Origin of the sequence: Amycolatopsis sp. NPDC051071 (genome assembly GCF_040682875.1) — a bacterium.
GTDB lineage: Bacteria > Actinomycetota > Actinomycetes > Mycobacteriales > Pseudonocardiaceae > Amycolatopsis.
In genome coordinates this window covers 1-18985 of the sequence record NZ_JBFBBY010000024.1, presented here as the reverse complement: position 1 = coordinate 18985, position 18985 = coordinate 1, and the positions used below count along the sequence as shown (strand labels likewise).

Here is an 18985-nt window from a genome sequence, read left to right as displayed (position 1 = left end):
CCACGATCCAGACGGAGGACCATGCGCGAGGGGGTTCGGGTGACAACCGAAGCGATGATCGAAGACCTCAGGAAACTCGTCGAAATCGAGTCCCCGTCGGGGGACATCGAGGCTTTGACGGCGTCGGCGGAGGCGGTCGCCGGGCTCATCGAGGGTCGCCTCGGCGGCCAGGCGACCTTGGTGGACAGTGCGGTGGGGACACACGTCCGGTGGTCCGGCGGTGGCGATCCGCGTGTGCTGGTCCTCGGGCACCACGACACCGTGTTCCCGATCGGCACCCTGGAACGGCGCCCGTTCGCGGTGGTGGACGGCCGGGTGACCGGACCCGGCGTATTCGACATGCTTGGCGGTCTGGTGCAGGCGATCCACGGCCTGGCGGCGCTCGACGATCTGTCCGGGGTCGAGATCCTGGTGACGGCGGATGAGGAAACCGGCTCGCACGGATCACGCGACCTCATCGAGGAACGCGCTCGCGCGTGCGGTGCGGTCCTCGTGTTCGAGGGCGCGGCCGACGGCGGGGGGCTGAAGACCGGCCGCAAGGGCTGCGGTTCGTTCCAGGTCTCCGTCAAGGGCCGGGCGTCGCACGCCGGTCTGGAACCCGAGGCCGGGGTGAACGCGCTGATCGAAGCCGCGCATCAGGTGCTGGCCATTGCCGCGCTCGGCGACCCGGCGGCGGGGACGACCGTCACCCCGACCGTCGCCTCGGCGGGAACGGCGAGCAACGTCGTGCCCGCCGCCGCGACCGTCGTCGTGGACGTCCGGGTCGAGTCCGCCGCCGAGAAGGCACGCGTCGAAGCCGGATTCGCCGCGCTGGCACCGCGTCTCGACGGCGCGGAGATCACCGTGCGTGGCGAGGTCCGGCGTCCTCCCATGCCCGAATCCGCCTCCGCGACCCTCTTCGCCGTCGCGGAACGACTGCTGCCCGGCGTCCCCGGGGTGGCGGTCGGGGGTGGAAGCGACGGCAACTTCACGGCCGCCATCGGCGTCCCGACCCTCGACGGCCTCGGCGCCGTCGGCGGCGGCGCCCACGCGGACCACGAGTATCTGCTGGTCGAGTCGATGGCCGAGCGGGCGAACCTCGTCACCGGCCTGGTGACGGCGATCCGCTCCTTTCGCGATCCCGACGCGGGGCGCAACCAGAGGACTATTTGAGGGGTAGGTCAAAGGTGGCGCCTGGGGTGACGCGGCACCGCACTCGCGTGCTCAAAGACGGAACTCGCGTGCTTGAAGGCGGAACTCGCGTGCTTGAAGACGGAACTCGCGTGCTTGAAGGGGGAACTCGCGTGCTCAGACCCCGCACACCGAGTTCGGCGTCCAGCACGTGAAATCCGTCTTTAAGCACGCGAGTTACGTGCTTGAGCACGCGAGTCACGCCTTCGCTCTGGCCGCCGACCCCGCGAACAAGTCGGTCACAGTGAGCCCGAGCACCACGCCACGATTGGCTTACCCCTCAATTGCGACAGAGAGCACACCTTGAAGAAGTGAAAGGCTAGTTCTTGCCCGATTTCGGGCAAGAACTAGCCATCCGGGGTGCCGATGTGCATGATGAGGGGCGTGGAGGACGCGGACATCGTCGAGCAGGTGGCCTTGTCGACGGGTCTGTCGACGGCCATCGCCACACGTGTCGTCGAAGACGTCCTGGCGTTCTACCGGCAGCCTGTCGAGGAGTACGTCCGGACGCGGCATGCCCGGTTGCAGGCCGAGGGCGGGAAGAATCCCGAGATCTTCCCTCGTATCGCCGAAGAACTGGGACGACGGCTCGTCGCCCCTCCCGATCTGTCCGAGCGGCAGCTGCGCCGCATCGTCTACGGCTGACGGATCACGCCCGTCTCTTTTCTTGGTGAGGTTGACTTTTCATGTGCGGAATCGTCGGATACATCGGTGGGCAGAACGCGGCCCCGATCCTGATCGAGGGGCTGACGCGGCTCGAGTACCGCGGTTACGACTCGGCCGGGATCTCCGTGCTGGGGACCAAGGGTGCCCAGGTGCACCGGATCGTCGGGCGGGTGCGGAATCTGACGGCTGCCCTGCCGAAGCGGCTCGCGGGCAAGGTCGGGATCGGGCATACGAGGTGGGCGACACACGGGCCGGCGACCGAGGCGAACGCCCATCCGCACGTCTCCGAAGACGGCCGGATCTCCGTGGTGCACAACGGGATCATCGACAACGCCGACGCTCTGCGCGAACAGCTCACCCAGGCCGGGGTGACCCTGACCTCGGAGACCGACACCGAGGTCCTCGCCCACCTCATCGCACGTTCGGGCGCGAAGACGCTCGAAGACGCCGTCGTCGAAGCCGTCTCCCGCGTTACGGGTACGTACGCGATCGCGGTGACCGACTCCGAGCATCCCGACCGTGTCGTGGTCGCGCGTAACGGTTCGCCGCTGATCATCGGGGTGGGTGACCGCGAGATGTTCGTCGCCAGTGACCTGTCCGCGCTGGTCCGGCACACCTCGCAGGTGGTGCACCTGGACGACGGCGAGTTCGCCAGCGTCTCGGCCACCGGCTACCGCACCTTCACCGTCGACGAGAGCGATACCGGCAAGGCCGCGACCGCGATCGACATCCAGGCCGACGACCTCGACCTCGGCGGCCACAAGCATTACATGTACAAGGAGATCCAGGAGCAGCCGGAATGCCTGGAGCGCATGATCCGGGGGCGGCTGGACGACCGGTTCGGAGTGTCCCGGTTGGACGGTCTGAACCTGACGCCTCGTGACCTGCGTGGCTTCGCCAGGGTGAAGATCCTCGGCTGTGGCTCGGCGTACTACGCGGGTCAGATCGGCGCGACCATGATCGAGGAACTGGCGCGGGTCCCGGCCGACGCGGAGGCCGCGTCCGAATTCCGGTACCGCAACCCGATCATCGAAGCGGACACCCTCTACATCGCGGTCAGCCAGTCCGGCGAGACCGCGGACACCGCGTTTGCCGTCGAAGAGGTCAAGCGCAAGGGCGGCCGGGTGGTCGGCCTCGTCAACGTCGTCGGTTCGACGATCGCGCGCGCCTGCGAGGGCGGGCTGTACCTGCACGCCGGTCCGGAAATCGCCGTCGCGTCGACGAAGGCGCTCACCAATATGGCCGTCGGGTTCGCGATGATCGCGCTGGCGCTCGGCCGGGTCCGCGATCTGTCCAATGCGGACGGACAGCGGATCGTCGCGGCCATCCGGGCATTGCCCGCGCAGATCGCGTCCATTGTGGAGGCCGAGTCCCGGATCGCCGAGCACGCCAAGACCTGTGCGGACGCCCGCAGCCTGTTCTTCATCGGCCGTGTCCGGGGTTTCCCGGTGGCGCGGGAGGGTGCGCAGAAGTTCAAGGAGATCTCGTACCGGCACGCCGAGGCCTATCAGACGTCCGAACTCAAACACGGCCCGCTCGCGTTGATCGACGAGTCGCTGCCGACGGTCGCGATCGTGCCGTCCGACGACCTCGCCGACCGCAACCTCGCCGCGGTGCGGCAGATCAAGGCACGCAAGGGCCCGGTTCTGGCGATCACGCACGACGACGTGGACTTCGGGGATCTCGACGTGCCGCGGTTCGTCGTCCCGCGTTCGGAGCCGGAACTCGACCCGATCCTGCTCACGATCCCACTGCAACTGCTGGCTTACCACGCCGCGCTGATCCTCGGCCACGACATCGACAAGCCGCGGAACCTCGCGAAGTCCGTCACCGTGGAGTGACCCTGATCTTCGGAGACCGGGGACTTCCCTGATGTCCCTACCGTCGCCGGTGGACATCATTTGTGACATGAGAATAGCAGCTGTCACAGCAGTTATCGCCGTCGCGGCGGCCCTCACGTCGGTGCCCGCCGCGGCGGCGGAGTCCGGCGTCGGAAAGCCGGACCCCGTCGCGCTGGCGGCGGCGATCGCGGATTTACCCGAAGACACGACGGGGGCACTGGTCCGCGTCACCGGTGACGCCGGGTCGTGGTCCGGCACCTCCGGTTACGCCGATGTCACCACGAAGACCCCGGTCCGGCCGGACGGGTTCTTCCGGATCGGCAGCACCACCAAGGTCTACACCGCGGTGATGGTGCTGCAACTGGCCCAGGAACACCGGATCGACCTCGACCAGCCGGTCCAGCGGTATCTGCCCGGTGTCCTCCCGGCGAGTTATCCGCCGGTGCCGGTGCGCACCCTGCTCGACCACACGTCCGGACTGCCGTCGGTGGACATCCCCGGGCTCTACGAGCCGGGGTGGATTCTCGCGCATCGTTACGAGCACTGGAGCCCACGTCAGGTCGTGGACACCGCGCTGCGTCATCCGATCGACTTCCAGCCGGGTACGGCGCAGAAGTACACGAACACCGCCTACGTCACCGCCGGGATGATCGTCGAGAAGGTGACCGGCCGGTCCTACGCCCGCAACCTGCGCGACCGCGTCACCGCGCCGCTCGGCCTCTGGCGCACCTACTACCCGGAGGACGACCCGCGCCTGCCGAACCCGGCCGCACGCGGTTACCTCGCCACGGATCGCGGGCTCGTCGACGTGACCGAGATGAACCAGTCGATCCCCGGTGCCGCGGGTGCGATCATCTCCACCGCTGAGGACCTGGACAAGTTCATCACCGGCCTGCTCGGTGGGCGCCTGCTCGAACCCGCCATGATGCCCCGGCTGTACGCCGTCCCGGACGTGCCGATGGTCGGCGGCGGGCGGGCGGCCTACAGCCAGGGCCTGATGAAGCTCGAACTGAACGGCATCGTCGTCTGGGGAAAGACCGGCAGCCGGTACGGCTACGCGAGCGGCGTCTTCGCCACCGCCGACCTCAAACGGAAGGTGGCTTATTCGGTCAACCCCACGGTGAAGTCGCCGGACGGGCAACCGGTCACCGTCCTGAAGATCGCCGAGGCGGCGAGCAGGAGCCTGCCGGACGAGGGCACGCCCTAGGTTTGGTCCAGCAGGCGCCACAAATGGTCGGCGGGGTGGTTGCGCTGCCAGGTAGCGGAAGTAGCGGGTGAGGAACGGGACGACCCGAGTGTCCTTTGTGTACTCCTCGTGGGAGCGCAGTGCGTGCGGCATCGGCATATGCGGCCACAGGTCCGCGTGCGGAGCCTCGACGGCCCGAAGTAGCCGTCCGGGGCCTGGGTGGCGATGACCGCGTCGATCCAGCGGCGCGTGTCGGCCAGCACCCGCGCGTCCCCGGTGACGTAGCCGAGGTCGCCAGCCGGTGTTGTCGAACGCGAGGCGCAGCAGGGGAGCGAATACAACGTTGTAAATCCGCCGTTAGGGAAGTGCGGCTACCCGAATGAGCAGACGTGATGTCCGAAAGGGCAACCGGCTCCGGCGCCGGTGAGCCCGCCCCTGTGTCCTCAATGGACAGGAGGCCGCCGCCGGTCCGCGGGTAGCCGGGTGGTTGGCTGTCGGACCGGCGGGAAACCAACTATTGTCGCCATGCCCGTATCTTCGCCAGGCCAGGAGGTGACCGTTGTACGCCGAGGAGCGGCAGCGCGCCATTCTCAAGCAGGCCCGGCAGAACGGCAGGGTCGACGTGGCGTCACTCGCGACGACGTTCGAAATCACCAGCGAGACCGTGCGCCGCGACCTCACCGCACTGGAACGCGGCGGGATGGTGCGGCGCGTGCACGGCGGGGCGATCCCGGTCGAGCGGCTGGGTTTCGAGCCCGGACTCGCCGCACGCGACGCGGTGATGACCGGTGAGAAGGAGCGGATCGCCGCCGCCGCACTGGAGCAGGTCCCCGACGAGGGCGCGATCCTGCTGGACGCGGGCACCACGGTCGGGCGGCTGGCGAGCATCCTCCCCGCCGATCGCGAACTGACCGTGGTCACCCACTCGCTGCCGAACGCGTTCGTCCTCGTGAACCGCCCCAACATCACGTTGATGCTGGTCGGCGGCAGGCTGCGTGGCCGCACCTTGGCCGCCGTCGACGGCTGGGCGCTCAACGCACTCAAGGACACCTTCGTCGACGTCGCTTTCATCGCCACCAGCGGACTTTCCCTCGAGCGAGGGCTCACCACGCCGGACACCGCCGAGGCGATGGTCAAACGCGCGGCCATCTGCTCCGCGCGGCGCACGGTGCTGCTGGCCGATCACACCAAGATCGGCAACGATCACTTCGCCCGGTTCGGCGACCTCGGCGACGTCGACACCCTGATCACCGACACCGGCGTCGACCCACAGGTGGCCGACGAGATCGCCCGGACCGGCATCAAGGTGATCGCCGTTTGAGGCGTACGGGCGAGCGGCTCGCCGGCTACCTGATGACGGCGCCGTTCTACCTCCTTTTCGGCGTCTTCGGCCTTTTCCCGTTGCTGTACACCGTGTGGGTCGCACTGCACCACTGGCATCTGATCAACGGTGACACCGGATTCGCCGGACTGGACAATTTCGCCGTCCTGCTGGGGGATCCGCATTTCTACAACGCGTTCTTCAACACGGTCAGCATCTTCGTCCTTTCGACCGTGCCGCAACTGATGGCCGCGCTCGGGCTCGCGGCCCTGCTCGACCGGCCGCTGCGCGCGCGGACCCTGTGGCGCGCCAGTGTCCTGCTGCCCAACGTCGTCTCGGTGGTCGCGGTGGCACTGGTGTTCAGCCAGCTGTTCGCCAAGGACTACGGCGTCGTCAACTGGGCGCTCGGGCTCGTCGGGATCGACCCGGTGGACTGGCGATCGGACCGGTTCGCGTCGCATGTCGCGGTGAGTGTGATGGTGATGTGGCGCTGGACCGGCTACAACGCGCTGCTCTACCTCGCGGCGATGCAGTCCGTGCCACAGGAACGGTACGACGCCGCCATGCTCGACGGCGCTTCGCGGTGGCGGACGTTCTGGTCGATCACCGTGCCCGCCATCCGGCCGACCATCGCCTTCACTGTGGTGGTCTCGACCATCGGCGGGCTGCAATTGTTCGCCGAGCCGCAGTTGTTCGACGACGCCGGCACCGCCGGAACCGGCGGGGCAGGCCGTCAGTTCCAGACGCTCGCGATGTACCTGTACGAGAAGGGGTTCGGCGAGTTCGACGCCGGATACGCGGCCGCGATCGCGTGGCTGTTGTTCCTGTTCTCGGCCGGGTTCGCGCTGGTCAACTTCTCGCTCGTGCGCAAGATGCGGGGCGGTGAGTGACCGTGGCGTCGAGGGAACGCGGCGGGTTCGTCGTCCATGGCCTGCTGCTCGCGGTGGGAATCGCGTCGATCTTCCCGTTGTACTGGTCGTTCGTGGTTTCGTCGAAGGACAATTCCGCGCTCGGCGAGACCACGCCACCACTGCTGCCCGGCGGCAACCTGTTCGAGAACGTCCGTGAAGTCTTCACGACCGTCGACTTCTGGCTGGCGATGCAGAACTCGCTGATCGTCGCCGGCACCGTGACCGTGTCGAACGTGCTGCTCTCCAGCCTGGCCGGGTTCGCCTTCGCCCGACTGCGATTTCCGGGCCGTGACACGCTTTTCCTGGTCGTCATCGGCACCGCCATGGTGCCCGCGCAACTCGGCGTCATCCCGCTTTACCTGGTGGTCGGCGAATTCGGCTGGTACGGGCGGCTGGAGGCGGTGATCGTACCGGGACTCATCGGCGCGTTCAGCGTATTCTGGATGCGGCAGGCCTGCGAGGAGGCGATCCCCGGCGAACTGCTCGACGCCGGGCGCATCGACGGCTGCTCGACCGTACGGTTGTTCCGGCACGTGGCCATGCCCGCCATCCGCCCGCAGGCCGCCGTACTCGCGATGCTGACGTTCATGACCGCCTGGAACGACTTCTTCTGGCCGCTGGTCGTACTCGACCCCAACGAGAACCCGACCGTCCAAGTGGCACTTTCGCGGTTGGCGAGCGGCTATTTCACCGACTACTCGCTCATGCTCACGGCCGCGACGCTGGGTGTGCTGCCGGTGATCGTGCTGTTCATCCTGCTGGCCAGGAAGGTGGTCAACGGCGTGATGCGTGGCGCGCCGCGGGGCTGAAGTTGATCTGGGGGCCGTGAGTTTTTTGGTTTTCGTGGTCCCACACGCCCTTCCGGCTCCGGAGGTCACAGGGACTGTCATGCGGGACTGTGTGGATGCTGGATCATCTAACGCGCCAAAATCCACACAGTCACCGGATGCGGTCGTTGTCCTCGCGCAGGGAATGGATCATGCTCCGCAGGATCCGGAACGCGCCTGCCTGCTCGGCCTCGGTCATGCCTGCCAGCATTCTCACCTCGACGGACCGGACCGCGGCGGTCGCCTTCTCGAGTCTCCGTCGGCCGCGAGGTGTGAGCCGCGTGGGAAGCACCTTCCCGACGGGTGCCTCCGTGGGCCTGGTCACGTGGCCCTCTCGTTCCAGGGTCTGGAGCAGCACGTTCATCGACTGCCGCGTCACGAACGCACCCCGCGCGAGTTCGGAGTTCGACAAGCCCGGTCGTTGAGCCAGCAGTTCGAGGCACGAGTAGTGCGTCACGCTCATCTCGAGTGGCCGCAGCACCTCCTCCATGGCTGCGCGCAGCGCGCTCGACGCTTCTTTCAGGAGGTAGCCCAGTGACGTCTCCAGGTCGACGCCGACATCGTCTTGACTCATGTCAGTATTCTGACATAGATTGACCCGTGTCAGAAAACTGACACGTAATGAAGGAGCATCATGCCTGTCACCGGACCCGACTTCATCTCGCTTCAAGCGCGCGACCTCGACGCGTCGCAGGCGTTCTACGAGCAGTACCTCGGCCTCGTCCGCTCACCGGCGGGACCTCCGCACGCCGTCGTCTTCGAGACGAAGCCGATCGCGTTCGCACTTCGCGACGTCGTTCCCGGCACAGATCTCGCCTCCGCTGCCCAGCCCGGCATCGGTGCCGCGATCTGGCTCCACGCCACGGACGTCCAGGCCATTCACGATGCGCTCGTCGCCGACGGTCACACCATCGTCTCCGCGCCGATCGACGGCCCCTTCGGCCGGACATTCACCTTCGCCGACCCCGACGGTTACCAGGTCACTCTCCACGACCGCGCGTGATCGTCTGCGAAGAGTGGGTCGTGAGTGATTTGGGTCGTTCTATTGAGGGGTAAGGCAAAGGTGGCGTCTTCGGTCAGCCGTGACAAGGCCGAGACCCCTCACTAAAGCCCGTTGCCCGCCACCACGTGCGCGAAGAACCGCGCACTGTCCTTGAGTACCCGTTCCTGCGTCTCGAAGTCGACGTGCACGAGGCCGAACCGCTGCGTGTAGCCCATGGCCCACTCGAAGTTGTCCAGCAGCGACCAGGCCAGGTAACCGCGGACGTCGGCACCGCGCTCGATCGCTTCGTGCACGGCGCCGATGTGCTCGGCGAAGTAACGGACGCGCTTTTCGTCGTGGACGTGCCCGTCCACCACCTCGTCCTCGAAGGCGGCGCCGTTCTCGGCGACCACCAATGGCAGGCCTGGGCAATGCTCGTGCAGCCACAGCAACAGTTCGGTGAGCGACTCCGGCCGCTGCTCCCAGCCGATCGAGGTCACCTCGCCGCGGGGCGGCAGGACGTCCATACCTCGCAGGCCCGGCAGCGGGCAGTTGCTGTCGGCCTCGGGGTCGTCGAGCGGGATGGCGCGGGCGGGCGCGTAGTAGTTGACGCCCAGTACGTCCAGCGGCTGCGCGATGATCTCCAGGTCGCCGTCCGCGATCGCCGGTTCGAGTGTGCCGAGATGCGCCAGGTCTCCGAGAAGCTCGGGCGGGTAGCCGCGGCCGAGCAGCGGGTCGAGGAAGAACCTGTTGTGCAGGAAGTCGAATCTGCGTGCGGCCTCGCGGTGCGCGGCGTCGTCCACATCGGTCAGTACGGGTGCGAAGTTGAGCACGATCGACACTTCCTGCTCGCCGCCGCCGTTCGCGCGCAGCGCCTGCGTGCCAAGGCCGTGCGCGAGCAGGAGATGGTGCGCGGCGACCAGCGCGGCACCCTCGTCCCGGATACCCGGTGCGTGGTCACCGTTGCCGTAGCCGATGAACGCGGCGCAGAACGGCTCGTTGATCGTGGTCCAGTGCCGGACACGGTCACCGAGTGCTTTGTGGACGGTCTGCGCGTAGCCGGCGAAGAGGTTCGCGACGTGGCGGGCGGGCCAGCCGCCCTCGTCCTGCAGTGCCTGCGGCAGATCCCAGTGGTAGAGCGTGGTCATCGGGGTGATCCCGCGCTCCAGTAGCTTGTCGACAAGGCGATCGTAGAAGGCGAGCCCGCGTGGTTCGAGCGTGCGGCCGTCCGGCATCACCCGCGACCACGCGACGGAGAACCGGTAGAACGGCACGCCGAGTTCGTCCAGCAGGGCGACGTCTTCGCCGTAACGCCGATAGTGCTCGCAGGCCGGTTCCCCGGTGGCGCCGTCGAGTACCCGGCCAGGTTCGGCGGCGAAAGTGTCCCAAATGGACGGTCCACGGCCGTCCGCCGTGGTCGCGCCCTCGATCTGGAACGCCGCGGTGGCCGTGCCCCAGCGGAAGCCCGCCGGAAACCTGCGTGTCACGCCGCCCCCGCTCAGTTGGCCGCCGCGGCGCGGCCTTCGGTCGCGGCCTGGGACCAGGCCGCATCGATGCTCTGCCGTCCTTCTTCGACGCGGCCTAGCGCATGCCCGTACACGGGTCGCACCTCGCCGTCACGCAGGCCGCGATAGTTCGGCCGCAGGGCCTCGGCGGACGCGGCGAAGATCTTGCCGACCGGCGCGTCGCTGAAGTACTCGCTGGTATGGGAAAGCACGGCCCCGTCCTGGTAAGCACCCAGCACGCTCGGCAGCAGGCCGCTGTCGAGGAAGATCCGCTTCTGCTGTTCTGGCGCGGTGAGCCAGACGGCGAGATCGTACGCCTCCTTGCGGTGCTCACCCTGTTTCGGGACGGTCAGGAACGAACCACCCCAGTTGCCCGCCTTACCCGGCACCGAGGTGACGTCCCATTTACCTGCCAGTTCCGGGCCGCCCGCCTCCTCGATCTGGGTGAGCATCCAGGCGGGGCAGGTGATGGCGGCGAACCGGCTCTGCTTGATCGCCACCGTCCACGGCTGGGTGAAGGGGGTGACGGCGGCCGTCTGCTTCTTCAGCGCCATGCTGCCCGCGAGGTCGAAAGCCTTACGCACGTTCGGGTTTGTGTCCGCGATGAACCGGTCGTCGGCCGCGGCGAAGTAGTTCTCCCGCGACTGGTTGAGCATCGCGGTGTAGATGGTGCCCGCCGAATCGGCGAATTTGGCACCCGGCACCTTCGCGCTGAACCGGGTACCGGCCTCGGCGAACTTCTCCCAGGTCGGCCACAACGCGGCCACCTGGTCCCGGTCGGTCGGCAGTCCGGCGTCCGCGAACAGGTCCCGGCGATAGCAGAGCGCGAGGCTGCCCATGTCCGTGCCGAGGCCCAGCACGAACTTCCCGCCGTTCGCGGTGCCCTGGTCCCATTTCCAGGAAGGCCAGCCGGCCCGCAGGTCCTGCGCGCCGAATTCGGAGAGATCGGTGAACTTGTCCGTCGACTGGCGGAACTTCGGGAGATACTGCTCCTCGATCGCGACGACGTCGGCGGTGCCGCGCCCGGCGCCGAGGCCGGTGGCGAACTGCCGGTGGTGTGTCTCGAAGTCCGCGACCCGGCCCTCGACCGTGATCCCCGGATGCGCTTTCTCGTAGTCGTCGAAGAGTTTCTCGTAGCCGAATTCGCCGAACGTGGCGACGGTGAGCTTGATCGGTCCGCCTGGCTCCGGCTGCTTTCCCGAACAGCCGGTCAGCAGCAGGGTGAAGGCCGCCAGCCCGGCCACCAGCCGGAATCCACGCGGGCGGGTCATGGCTCTCCTAGGGCGTGTCTGGAAGGGACGTCACGCGAGCCTTCGGGGCAATCGGTCGCCGACGGTCAGCCGCGACTCGGCGTGCAGTTTGGTAAGCACGCGGGACACCAGCGACTGCACGGTTCTCCTCGGCAGGCTCAGCTCCGCCGCGATCTCCGGATTGGACAGTTTCGAAGCCACCAGCTGGGCGATCCGGATCTCCAACGGCGACAGCGCGCCCGCGTGCCGGGGACCGCGCTCGGCCCGGCTCAGCACGCCGTAGGGCCGCAGCCTGCTTTCGGCCCGGCGAATGCTCCAGGTGGCGCCGACCGGTCCGAGTACTTCGCACGCCTCGGTGAGCGCCTGCGTGGCGGATTCGAGGTAGCCGGCCTTCGCGAGCAGTTCGGCGGCGTCCTCCAACGCGGCGGCGAGTTCGATCGGGCGCCGGACCTCGCGGTAGTGATCGGCCGCGGCCAGCACGCCCCGCGGGTCGCCGTCGATCAAGGCCCGGCATCGGTTCGCGGCCGCGGTGGCCCGCGCCGGCACGGTTTCCTGGCTCGCTTCCTCGGCGCAGACACCGAGCGCTTCACGCGCGACGCCGTCGTTCCCGGCGGCGAGCGCGACGCGGACGACGTCCGGCAGCCATTGGTGGCGCAGCATCATCCGGGCGTAGCCGGGACGCAGGACGGGCGTGAACAGCCGAAGCGCGTCGTCGAGCCGGTCCTGATGTTCGGCCGCCATCGCCTGGGCGGCGAGGTAGAAGTCGCAGCTTTCGCGCTCGGCGGAGTTCGAAGGTGAATGCGCCTCGGCCGCGTCCAGATGTGCCCGGACGGAGACCCGCTCGTCGCGATGCCCCGCGATCAGCGCGGCGACGCCGTGCAGCAGCAGGGCGGCGGCACCCGCGTCGCGCACGCCGTTGAAGGTGATCGCCGGACCGTCCTCGGTGACCGAGTCCAATTCGGCCAGCGCCTCGTCCCAGCGGCCGGTCCAGTAGTAGTGCACGGCGGCCGAGACCTGCGGCCCGGTCGGCAGGCCGTGCCGAGCGGCCGTCTCGTACCCGGCGTGCAGAGTGGCGTCGGCCTCGGCGAGCCGATCGAGGTTCTGCAGGGTGAACAGGCGGTTGTCCAGCAGGTCGAACCGCAGGGTCGCGAGCTCCGCCTCGTCGCCGGCGGTCGCCAGCGCGGCGTCGATCGCGCTCAGCGCGCTGTCGTGTTCGCGGCGGATCGAGTGCACGAGCCACAGCGTCTGCTGCGCGTGCGCGGCCGGATAGCGCTCGTTCGTCGCGGCGGCCTCGGCGTGCAGCAGCCGCGCCGTCCGTTCGGTCTCGTCCAGATCGACGAGGTTGCCGCGGCGGAAGTTCGCGAGCAGCGTCCGGGTGCGGGTGCGCCACAGCTCCGGCATCGACTCGTCCTCGGCGGTGTCGCCGAGTGCTTCCAGCGCACCCGGGATGTCACCGCGGCGGTACCGCGACGCGGCGAGGATATGCCGCATCTCGGCGAGATCCACCCGGTCGCTGACCGTCTCGACCGCTTGTTCCGCTTCGGTCTCTGTATCCCGTTCGAGCCGGAACAGCACGCGTACCAGCACGGCGATCAGCTTTTCCCGCTGCTCCGGGGTGGGTATCGTGCTGTCGAGCGCACGGCGGACGAGGTCGGCGGTGATCCGCGGCGCACGATTCGACACCGCGATGTGGTTGCCGGTGAGCCATTCGACCAGCCACGGGTCGAACGGCACCGGCTCGGCCGCCAGCTGCTCGGCGACCCGTTTGACCGGCGCGCCACCGCGGGCGAGTGCTTCGGCGGCGCGACGGTGCAAGGTGGCGCGCACTGGTTTGGCGATGCCGCCGTAGAGCGCCTGCCGCTGGAACGGATGGTGGAACGCGAGTTTGTCGCCGGCGTACTCGATCACCCCGGCGGCGGTGGCTTGTTCGAGCTCCCGCAGGACTTCCAGCGGTGTCTTGCCCGCGAGCGCGGCGAGGTCCTCGACAGCGAACTCCGCACCCAGCAGCGAAGCGGTCCGCAGGAGCCGCGTCGTCCCGGGGTCGAGGCATTCCAGAGTGCGGCCGACCGCGGCCAGTAGTGAGCGTGGCGCGTTCTCGGTGCCGTCCAGCGTCACCTCGGCCACACCCGCGCTGATCCGCACCGAGCCGGTTCGGACAAGGTCGTGCGCGATTTCCCTGGCGTAGAGCGGATTCCCGGCCACGCGGCGGACCAGCGGGCGCAGGCTCTCACCCAGTTTCGCCGCCAGGATCATTTCGAACACCGCGCCGATTTCGTCGTCGGACAGCACGTCGACCGGGATGACTTCGCCGTCCCTTGCCTCGACGCCGCGACGCAGCCGGGCCAGGTCCCGGCGGCCGTGCCCGGTGCGGGAGGCGGCGACCAGCAGCAGCGGCAGCTGACGGGTCGCGGCGGCGAGACGGTGCCACAGCAGCACACTCGCCTCGTCGGCCCAGTGCAGGTCGTCGATCACCAGCACCAGCGGGCCTGCCGCGCAGGTCTCGTCGACCAGCGCCAGCAGTTTGTCCACAGTGGACAGGATCGGGTCGGCGGGACCCCAGGGCTCCCGTGCGGGCTCGGCGTGCAGTTCCCCGGCGAGCTCGGCCCTCACCGGATCGGCGGAGCCGTGGTGCACACCGAGACATTCCATCATCACCTGCAGCGGAAACCGTTGCTGGAGCTCGTCGGCCGCGGTCCAGGCGAGCTGGCAGCCGCGTGCCCCCGCGCCGGCCAGCCCGGCGATCAGCAGTTCCGATTTGCCGATACCCGGTTCACCTTCGAGCCAGACGGGACGGCCACGTCCGGCGAGCACGTCGGTGACAAAACCGTCCAGCCGCTCGACCTGCCGGGACCGGCCCGGCAGATACGACGCGCCGCCGCGTTCGATGGCCTTGGCCACCGGCGGCGGCACGATCAGTACCGGAGCGGCTTTGGTGGTGACGGGTTTTTCGGTGCCGTCCAGGATGCGCTGGTGCAGCTCCCGCAGTGGTATACCGGGCTCGACCCGAAGTTCACTTTGGAGGATCTGCCTTGCTTCGCGGTAGACGGTCAGCGCCTCGGTCTGCCGTCCGCTGGCGTGCAGGGCACGCATGAGCGTTTCGTGCAGCGACTCACGCAACGGGTGCCGCCGGACCAGCTCGGTCAGTTCGGCCACCAGTTCGTGGTGGTCGCCGAGGCCGAGCAGTGCCGTGGCCCGCAGTTCGACGGTGGTCAGCTGGAGTTCGGCGAGCCGGACGCGTTCGGCTTCGGCGAAGGGGCCGGGCACGCCGGAATAGGCCTCGCCGCGCCAGCTGCCGAGCGCGGTGGTGAGCAGGGCGGCCGCACCACGCTGATCACCGCGGGTGAGCAGCCGCCGGGCTTCGAGGGCGTCCTGCTCGAACCGGCGAATGTCGAGCTGTTCCCGGTCCAGCCGCAGTACGTAACTCGACCCGGACGAGTGCAGTACCTCGTGCGCGGCACCGCCCGCCTTGCGGATGGCCCCGCGCAGACCGGAAACGTAGGTGTGGACACTGCCGGTGGCGCTGGCAGGCGCCGAGCCGCCCCAGACGTCGGAGATCAGTTCACCGAGCGAGACCGGCCGGCCGCGGCGTGCGGCCAGGGTGGCGAAGACCGCGCGCTGGCGTGCCGGGCCGAGCTTCAGCTCGGTGCCTTCGAGCCAAGCGCGAGGCGGCCCGAGCAGCTCGACGCGCAGCCCGTTCGTCACGTCGGCTCCCCTTCTCATCCGCTACCGAAAGTGGCCGGATCACTACCGTGTCACTCGCAGTTCAGGACGTCCGTGCGACGAACCGGTTGCGTACCCGCTCACCGAATTCCGGTGTGGGCGAGCGCGTGCAGTGGCGCACACCAGGGCCGCCCGGCCCGGGCGGCGCTCATGGCGGGCTCGGGCAGCAGCAGCCCGGCGAGCCGGGCGGTCAGGCTCTGGTGCTGCTCCTCGGTGAGGTTCTGCTGGTGGGAAAGCGAATGGAGCAGCTCGACCGCGAGCCCGGTCGACAGGGCGCCGACGTTTTCGAGCAGCCACTGCGGAATCCACCGCGCTGTCAGTTCGTCGCCCGCCTGGAGCAGCTGCTCGGCGACGTGGTTCGCGGGTGCCCCGGAGCCCACCATGGTGGCGGCGATCTCCTGACGCAGCATGGTGCGGATGGCGGGCGGCGTGTTCGCCGCGAAGACCGAGCGCACCAGCGGGACCCGGAAACGCAGGCGGTCCTCCTCGGGTTCCAGCACGTGTGCGGCGAGTGCCTCTTCGACCGTTTCGATGAGCGCCCGCGGTTCACGGCCGGAGACGGCGGCCAGATCGGTGACCGTGAACGACGAGCCGAGCAACGCGGCCGACGTCAGCATTCGCTTGCAGGTCAAGGAAAGTGTGGTGAGGTGAGCTTCGACAACGGTGACGACGCCGTCGGGTGGCGTGGTCGTGATCTCGCGGCCGGCGGCGAACTCGGCGAACAGTTCGCGGAGGTACGCGGCGTTGCCGGCGGTGTACGCGGCGGCGAACCCGAGCACCTCTTCGCCGGGGTCTCTCGCCAGGGTCTCCTCGGCGAGCGCTTCGACGGCCGGGCCGTCGAACGGCGGGAGCGAGACGATCTCGCCGTCCAGCCGCGAGCGGAGGACGTCGAGCGTGCGGCGCCGGGGGAGCGGGCGTGCGGAGCCGATCAGCAACAACGGCAGCCGCGCGGCAAGCCGGTGAAGCTGTTGCCAGGCGAGCAGGCTTTCCTCGTCGGCCCAGTGCAGGTCCTCGAAGACGAGCACCAGCGGCCCGTCCTCGCACAGTCCGGTGACCGTCCTGCTGAGACTCTCGAGTGCTTCGCCGCCGAGGCAGTCGGCGATGAGGCTGAGCGGGACAGCGCTGCCGAGTTCGTCGGCTTCGACCCAGCGCGTATACCTTTTCGCCGGGGCGAGGGCCTCCGCCAGCAGTGTGCTCTTGCCGCTGCCCGCCTCGCCGTCCAGCCACAGCGTCCCGCCTCGGCCCTGGGTCAGCAGGGTGGACAGACGGCGGCGCAAGCGGCCCAGTTCGAACTCGCGGCCGACGAAAACGGACGGCCGTCCGGGCAGGGCACGGGTGGGCGACGGATCGCCGTCCACCACCCGCTGCCGCAAGGCCAGCAGGTCCGGGCCGGGTTCGAGACCGGACCGCTCGATGATCGTCTCGCGGGCGCGGTCGAACGCGGCCAGCGCCTCGGCCTGGCGACCGGACCGGAACAACGCGGTGATCAGCATGCGGTGCAGGCCTTCGCGCAATGGATGACGCTCGGCCAAGGCGGCCAGCTCATCCACGAGTTCGCGGTAACCACCCAGGTGCAGGGCGACCTCGGCCTGGCGTTCGACCGCGGACATCCGCAATTCGTCCAGCCGGACGCGTTGGCTTTCGGCGAACGGGCCGGGGATCCCGTTCAGCGCGGTGCCCCGCCACAGTCCGAGCGCGGTGCGCAGCGACTCCAGTTCCCGATGGTGCGCACCGGCGAGCCGGTGGCCGCGGGCCCGCTCCAGCTCTGCTTCGAAGACATGCACGTCCACCTGCTGTTTCGGCAGGTCGAGGCGGTACCCGGCGCGGGTGGCGACGAGTGGTTCGCCCGCGGGTTCGAGCGCGCGGCGCAGCGCGGACACATAGGTGTAGACGATGCCGGTGGCGCTGTGCGGAGGCCGCTCGCCCCAGACGGCGTCGATGATCTCCTCGCGCGGGACGTAGTGACCGGCGCGCAGCGCGAGCGCGGCGAAGACCGCTTGCCGTTGTGCGGGGCCGAGGGCGATCTCGCCGGTGCCGTGCCAGACGGGGGAGCCGCCCAGCAGACGCACCGTCAGCGAGGGAACCTCGTCCATGACCTGCCGCCTGTGCGTCCGACTACCTCGATGATCATCCTTGCGGGAAAAATCCTATCCCCGCCGCTGTGGGTTTCGCAATCAATCGGGCACGCATCGTGTGGGTTTCGTCCGCCGAGGACAAGACGTCTTCGGGCCGTGCCTGCACAGTTTCCGATCATCGCTGTTCACCGCGGTGAACGTGGCCCCGGTTGGTTGCCCGTTCATGTGGTTTTCACGGGACTTTCGTCGTGGGAGGTCGTGAGCGCGAGTGGGCAAAGCCACGCGTTCTCTTGGGCAGAAAGTCGTCCTCGCGCTGGTTCATGCCTTGCGCGGCTGTGCATGCTGGGTGGGTCCATCAGCGAAAGCAGGCCGGTTGCGGTGAGCCAGGCACAGGAGCCCTTCGACGGCGATGTCGTGCTCGACCTCGCCCGCGGCGGCGGATTGGTGCTCGACGCCGACGAGGCCGAGGAACGGGTCGACGAGCTTCGCCGGACGCTGGCGTTCGGCTACGCCCTGCTGGCCGATCCGGATTTCGCCGGGCACGAGGGCAGGCTCCGCGAGCTCCTTGGCGAATTGCCCAAGTACGTCGAAGCGTTTCAGCTGGCCACGAAGTCCTTCACGCCTCGTTGAGGACTCGTGGAGAGTTCGTGAAGAGCTCCTTCGCAGACTGTGTCCATCCGACTGGGGCCGCGGATCAAGCGGAGGGGACAGAGGTGGACACGGAAACGCGAGAGATCATCGTGACGGTGCACGCGCCCGACCCGATCACCACCGCCGGGCTGGCTAGCCAGCTCGGTGAGCAGCCGGGTATCGAGGTCCGTGACTGGGACCAGCGCGGCGAGACCGACGTGCTGGTGTTCGCCGCGGAGTGGCTGACACCGGAGACGGTGCTGTGGCTGCGGAGGCTGGCAGCCGAGGTGGGCAAACCCGTGGTGCTCGTGGTGAGCCAGATCGGCGAGGCCGAACTGGTGCCCGCGATCGAATGCCGCGTGGTGGCGGTGCTGCCGAGGTCGGCGACCACCGGTGAGCGGCTGGCACACGCGGTCCGCGCGGCCTCGACCGGCGGCGGGGTGCTGCCGCCGAGCCTTCTCGGCGAGCTGCTCAAGCACGTCGAGCGGCTGCAGCGTGAGGTACTCGACCCGATGGGTGTCAACACCGCCGGGCTCACCACGCGGGAGGTCGACGTGCTGCGTTTGATGGCCGATGGGATGGACACCGTCGAGATCGCCGGCGAGCTCTCCTACTCCGAACGCAGCGTCAAGCACATCATCCAGGGCATCACCGGACGGCTGAACCTGCGCAACCGCCCGCACGCCGTCGCCTACGCGGTGCGTGCGGGTGTCATCTAGATGATTGATTTCGTGATAGGAGGCTGGGCCACTCCAACCAGGGGGTCCTGACTAGTTACCCCTCATTGCCACTCACGATTCCACGTAACCCAAGGGTAGTCGCGGTGTCTTGAAGGCCCCCTTTGAGACGTTGATCGTCTCAAAGGGGGCCTTCAGGACATGCCCGCGACCAAGGGCGGCTG

The 18985-nt window shown here is 68.6% G+C and carries 15 protein-coding genes; 10 read left to right on the top strand and 5 right to left on the bottom strand.

Annotation, left to right across the window (positions count from 1 at the left end; all coding sequences use genetic code 11):
* Nucleotides 1-39 precede the first annotated feature (39 nt).
* The 7 genes from AB0M65_RS11210 to AB0M65_RS11180 all read left to right on the top strand — a co-directional run bounded on the left by AB0M65_RS11210 (nucleotide 40) and on the right by AB0M65_RS11180 (nucleotide 7904).
* A complete protein-coding gene (locus AB0M65_RS11210) occupies nucleotides 40-1152 on the top strand; it encodes a M20 family metallopeptidase (RefSeq protein ID WP_364024995.1) in 1113 nt (370 codons plus the stop codon).
* 390 nt (nucleotides 1153-1542) lie between these two features.
* Nucleotides 1543-1815: a hypothetical protein gene (locus tag AB0M65_RS11205; protein ID WP_364024992.1), complete on the top strand. Its 273-nt coding sequence runs from the start codon at nucleotides 1543-1545 to the stop codon at nucleotides 1813-1815.
* Nucleotides 1816-1856: 41 nt separating this feature from the next.
* Nucleotides 1857-3677: a glutamine--fructose-6-phosphate transaminase (isomerizing) gene (glmS, locus tag AB0M65_RS11200; RefSeq protein ID WP_364024989.1), complete on the top strand. Its 1821-nt coding sequence runs from the start codon at nucleotides 1857-1859 to the stop codon at nucleotides 3675-3677.
* 67 nt (nucleotides 3678-3744) lie between these two features.
* Nucleotides 3745-4884 carry a serine hydrolase domain-containing protein gene (locus tag AB0M65_RS11195; RefSeq protein ID WP_364024987.1) on the top strand — a complete coding sequence of 380 codons (1140 nt, stop codon included), beginning with the start codon at nucleotides 3745-3747 and terminating at the stop codon, nucleotides 4882-4884.
* 538 nt (nucleotides 4885-5422) lie between these two features.
* The gene (locus tag AB0M65_RS11190; RefSeq protein WP_364024984.1) at nucleotides 5423-6184 is read left to right on the top strand and encodes a DeoR/GlpR family DNA-binding transcription regulator; all 762 of its coding nucleotides are present in this window, start codon (nucleotides 5423-5425) and stop codon (nucleotides 6182-6184) included.
* A complete protein-coding gene (locus AB0M65_RS11185; protein ID WP_364024981.1) occupies nucleotides 6181-7074 on the top strand; it encodes a sugar ABC transporter permease in 894 nt (297 codons plus the stop codon). Before AB0M65_RS11190 ends, AB0M65_RS11185 begins: the two co-directional genes overlap by 4 nt.
* The gene (locus AB0M65_RS11180) at nucleotides 7071-7904 is read left to right on the top strand and encodes a carbohydrate ABC transporter permease (RefSeq protein WP_364024978.1); all 834 of its coding nucleotides are present in this window, start codon (nucleotides 7071-7073) and stop codon (nucleotides 7902-7904) included. The genes AB0M65_RS11185 and AB0M65_RS11180 overlap by 4 nt, the downstream gene beginning before the upstream one ends.
* A 130-nt stretch (nucleotides 7905-8034) precedes the next feature.
* On the opposite strand, the gene AB0M65_RS11175 is transcribed toward AB0M65_RS11180, so the two are convergent.
* Nucleotides 8035-8496, bottom strand: coding sequence for a MarR family transcriptional regulator (locus tag AB0M65_RS11175; protein ID WP_364024975.1), 462 nt, complete (start codon nucleotides 8494-8496; stop codon nucleotides 8035-8037).
* Between the two features lie 60 nt (nucleotides 8497-8556).
* On the opposite strand from AB0M65_RS11175, the gene AB0M65_RS11170 reads away from it, so the two are divergent.
* Nucleotides 8557-8925 (top strand): VOC family protein, encoded by a 369-nt coding sequence (locus AB0M65_RS11170; RefSeq protein ID WP_364024972.1) that lies wholly within the window; start codon nucleotides 8557-8559, stop codon nucleotides 8923-8925.
* Nucleotides 8926-9026: 101 nt separating this feature from the next.
* Here the strand turns inward: AB0M65_RS11170 and AB0M65_RS11165 are convergent, their stop codons facing one another.
* The 4 genes from AB0M65_RS11165 to AB0M65_RS11150 all read right to left on the bottom strand — a co-directional run bounded on the left by AB0M65_RS11165 (nucleotide 9027) and on the right by AB0M65_RS11150 (nucleotide 17472).
* Nucleotides 9027-10391, bottom strand: coding sequence for a GH1 family beta-glucosidase (locus tag AB0M65_RS11165; protein WP_364024969.1), 1365 nt, complete (start codon nucleotides 10389-10391; stop codon nucleotides 9027-9029).
* Nucleotides 10392-10402: 11 nt separating this feature from the next.
* Entirely contained in the window at nucleotides 10403-11680 is a 1278-nt protein-coding gene (locus AB0M65_RS11160) for an ABC transporter substrate-binding protein (RefSeq protein ID WP_364024966.1), read from the bottom strand.
* 30 nt (nucleotides 11681-11710) lie between these two features.
* Nucleotides 11711-15361: a BTAD domain-containing putative transcriptional regulator gene (locus AB0M65_RS11155; protein ID WP_364024963.1), complete on the bottom strand. Its 3651-nt coding sequence runs from the start codon at nucleotides 15359-15361 to the stop codon at nucleotides 11711-11713.
* A 98-nt stretch (nucleotides 15362-15459) separates the two neighbouring features.
* Nucleotides 15460-17472: a BTAD domain-containing putative transcriptional regulator gene (locus tag AB0M65_RS11150; RefSeq protein ID WP_364024960.1), complete on the bottom strand. Its 2013-nt coding sequence runs from the start codon at nucleotides 17470-17472 to the stop codon at nucleotides 15460-15462.
* Nucleotides 17473-17832: 360 nt separating this feature from the next.
* Between AB0M65_RS11150 and AB0M65_RS11145 the strand changes: the two genes are divergently transcribed.
* Both AB0M65_RS11145 and AB0M65_RS11140 read left to right on the top strand, forming a co-directional pair.
* Complete coding sequence (locus tag AB0M65_RS11145) at nucleotides 17833-18084, top strand: hypothetical protein (RefSeq protein ID WP_364024957.1); 252 nt, start codon at nucleotides 17833-17835, stop codon at nucleotides 18082-18084.
* Nucleotides 18085-18167: 83 nt separating this feature from the next.
* On the top strand, nucleotides 18168-18803 hold the full coding sequence (locus AB0M65_RS11140; RefSeq protein WP_364024954.1) for a response regulator transcription factor: 636 nt from the start codon (nucleotides 18168-18170) through the stop codon (nucleotides 18801-18803).
* The last annotated feature ends 182 nt before the right edge of the window (nucleotides 18804-18985 follow it).

What these genes read in the sequence shown, in the direction of transcription:
- AB0M65_RS11170 (WP_364024972.1), top strand. Translation starts at nt 8,557, where the DNA reads ATGCCTGTCACCGGACCCGACTTCATCTCGCTTCAAGCGCGCGACCTC.
- AB0M65_RS11205 (WP_364024992.1), top strand. Translation starts at nt 1,543, where the DNA reads ATGATGAGGGGCGTGGAGGACGCGGACATCGTCGAGCAGGTGGCCTTG.
- AB0M65_RS11195 (WP_364024987.1), top strand. Translation starts at nt 3,745, where the DNA reads ATGAGAATAGCAGCTGTCACAGCAGTTATCGCCGTCGCGGCGGCCCTC.
- AB0M65_RS11150 (WP_364024960.1), bottom strand. Translation starts at nt 17,472, where the DNA reads ATGGACGAGGTTCCCTCGCTGACGGTGCGTCTGCTGGGCGGCTCCCCC.
- glmS (WP_364024989.1), top strand. Translation starts at nt 1,857, where the DNA reads ATGTGCGGAATCGTCGGATACATCGGTGGGCAGAACGCGGCCCCGATC.
- AB0M65_RS11175 (WP_364024975.1), bottom strand. Translation starts at nt 8,496, where the DNA reads ATGAGTCAAGACGATGTCGGCGTCGACCTGGAGACGTCACTGGGCTAC.
- AB0M65_RS11160 (WP_364024966.1), bottom strand. Translation starts at nt 11,680, where the DNA reads ATGACCCGCCCGCGTGGATTCCGGCTGGTGGCCGGGCTGGCGGCCTTC.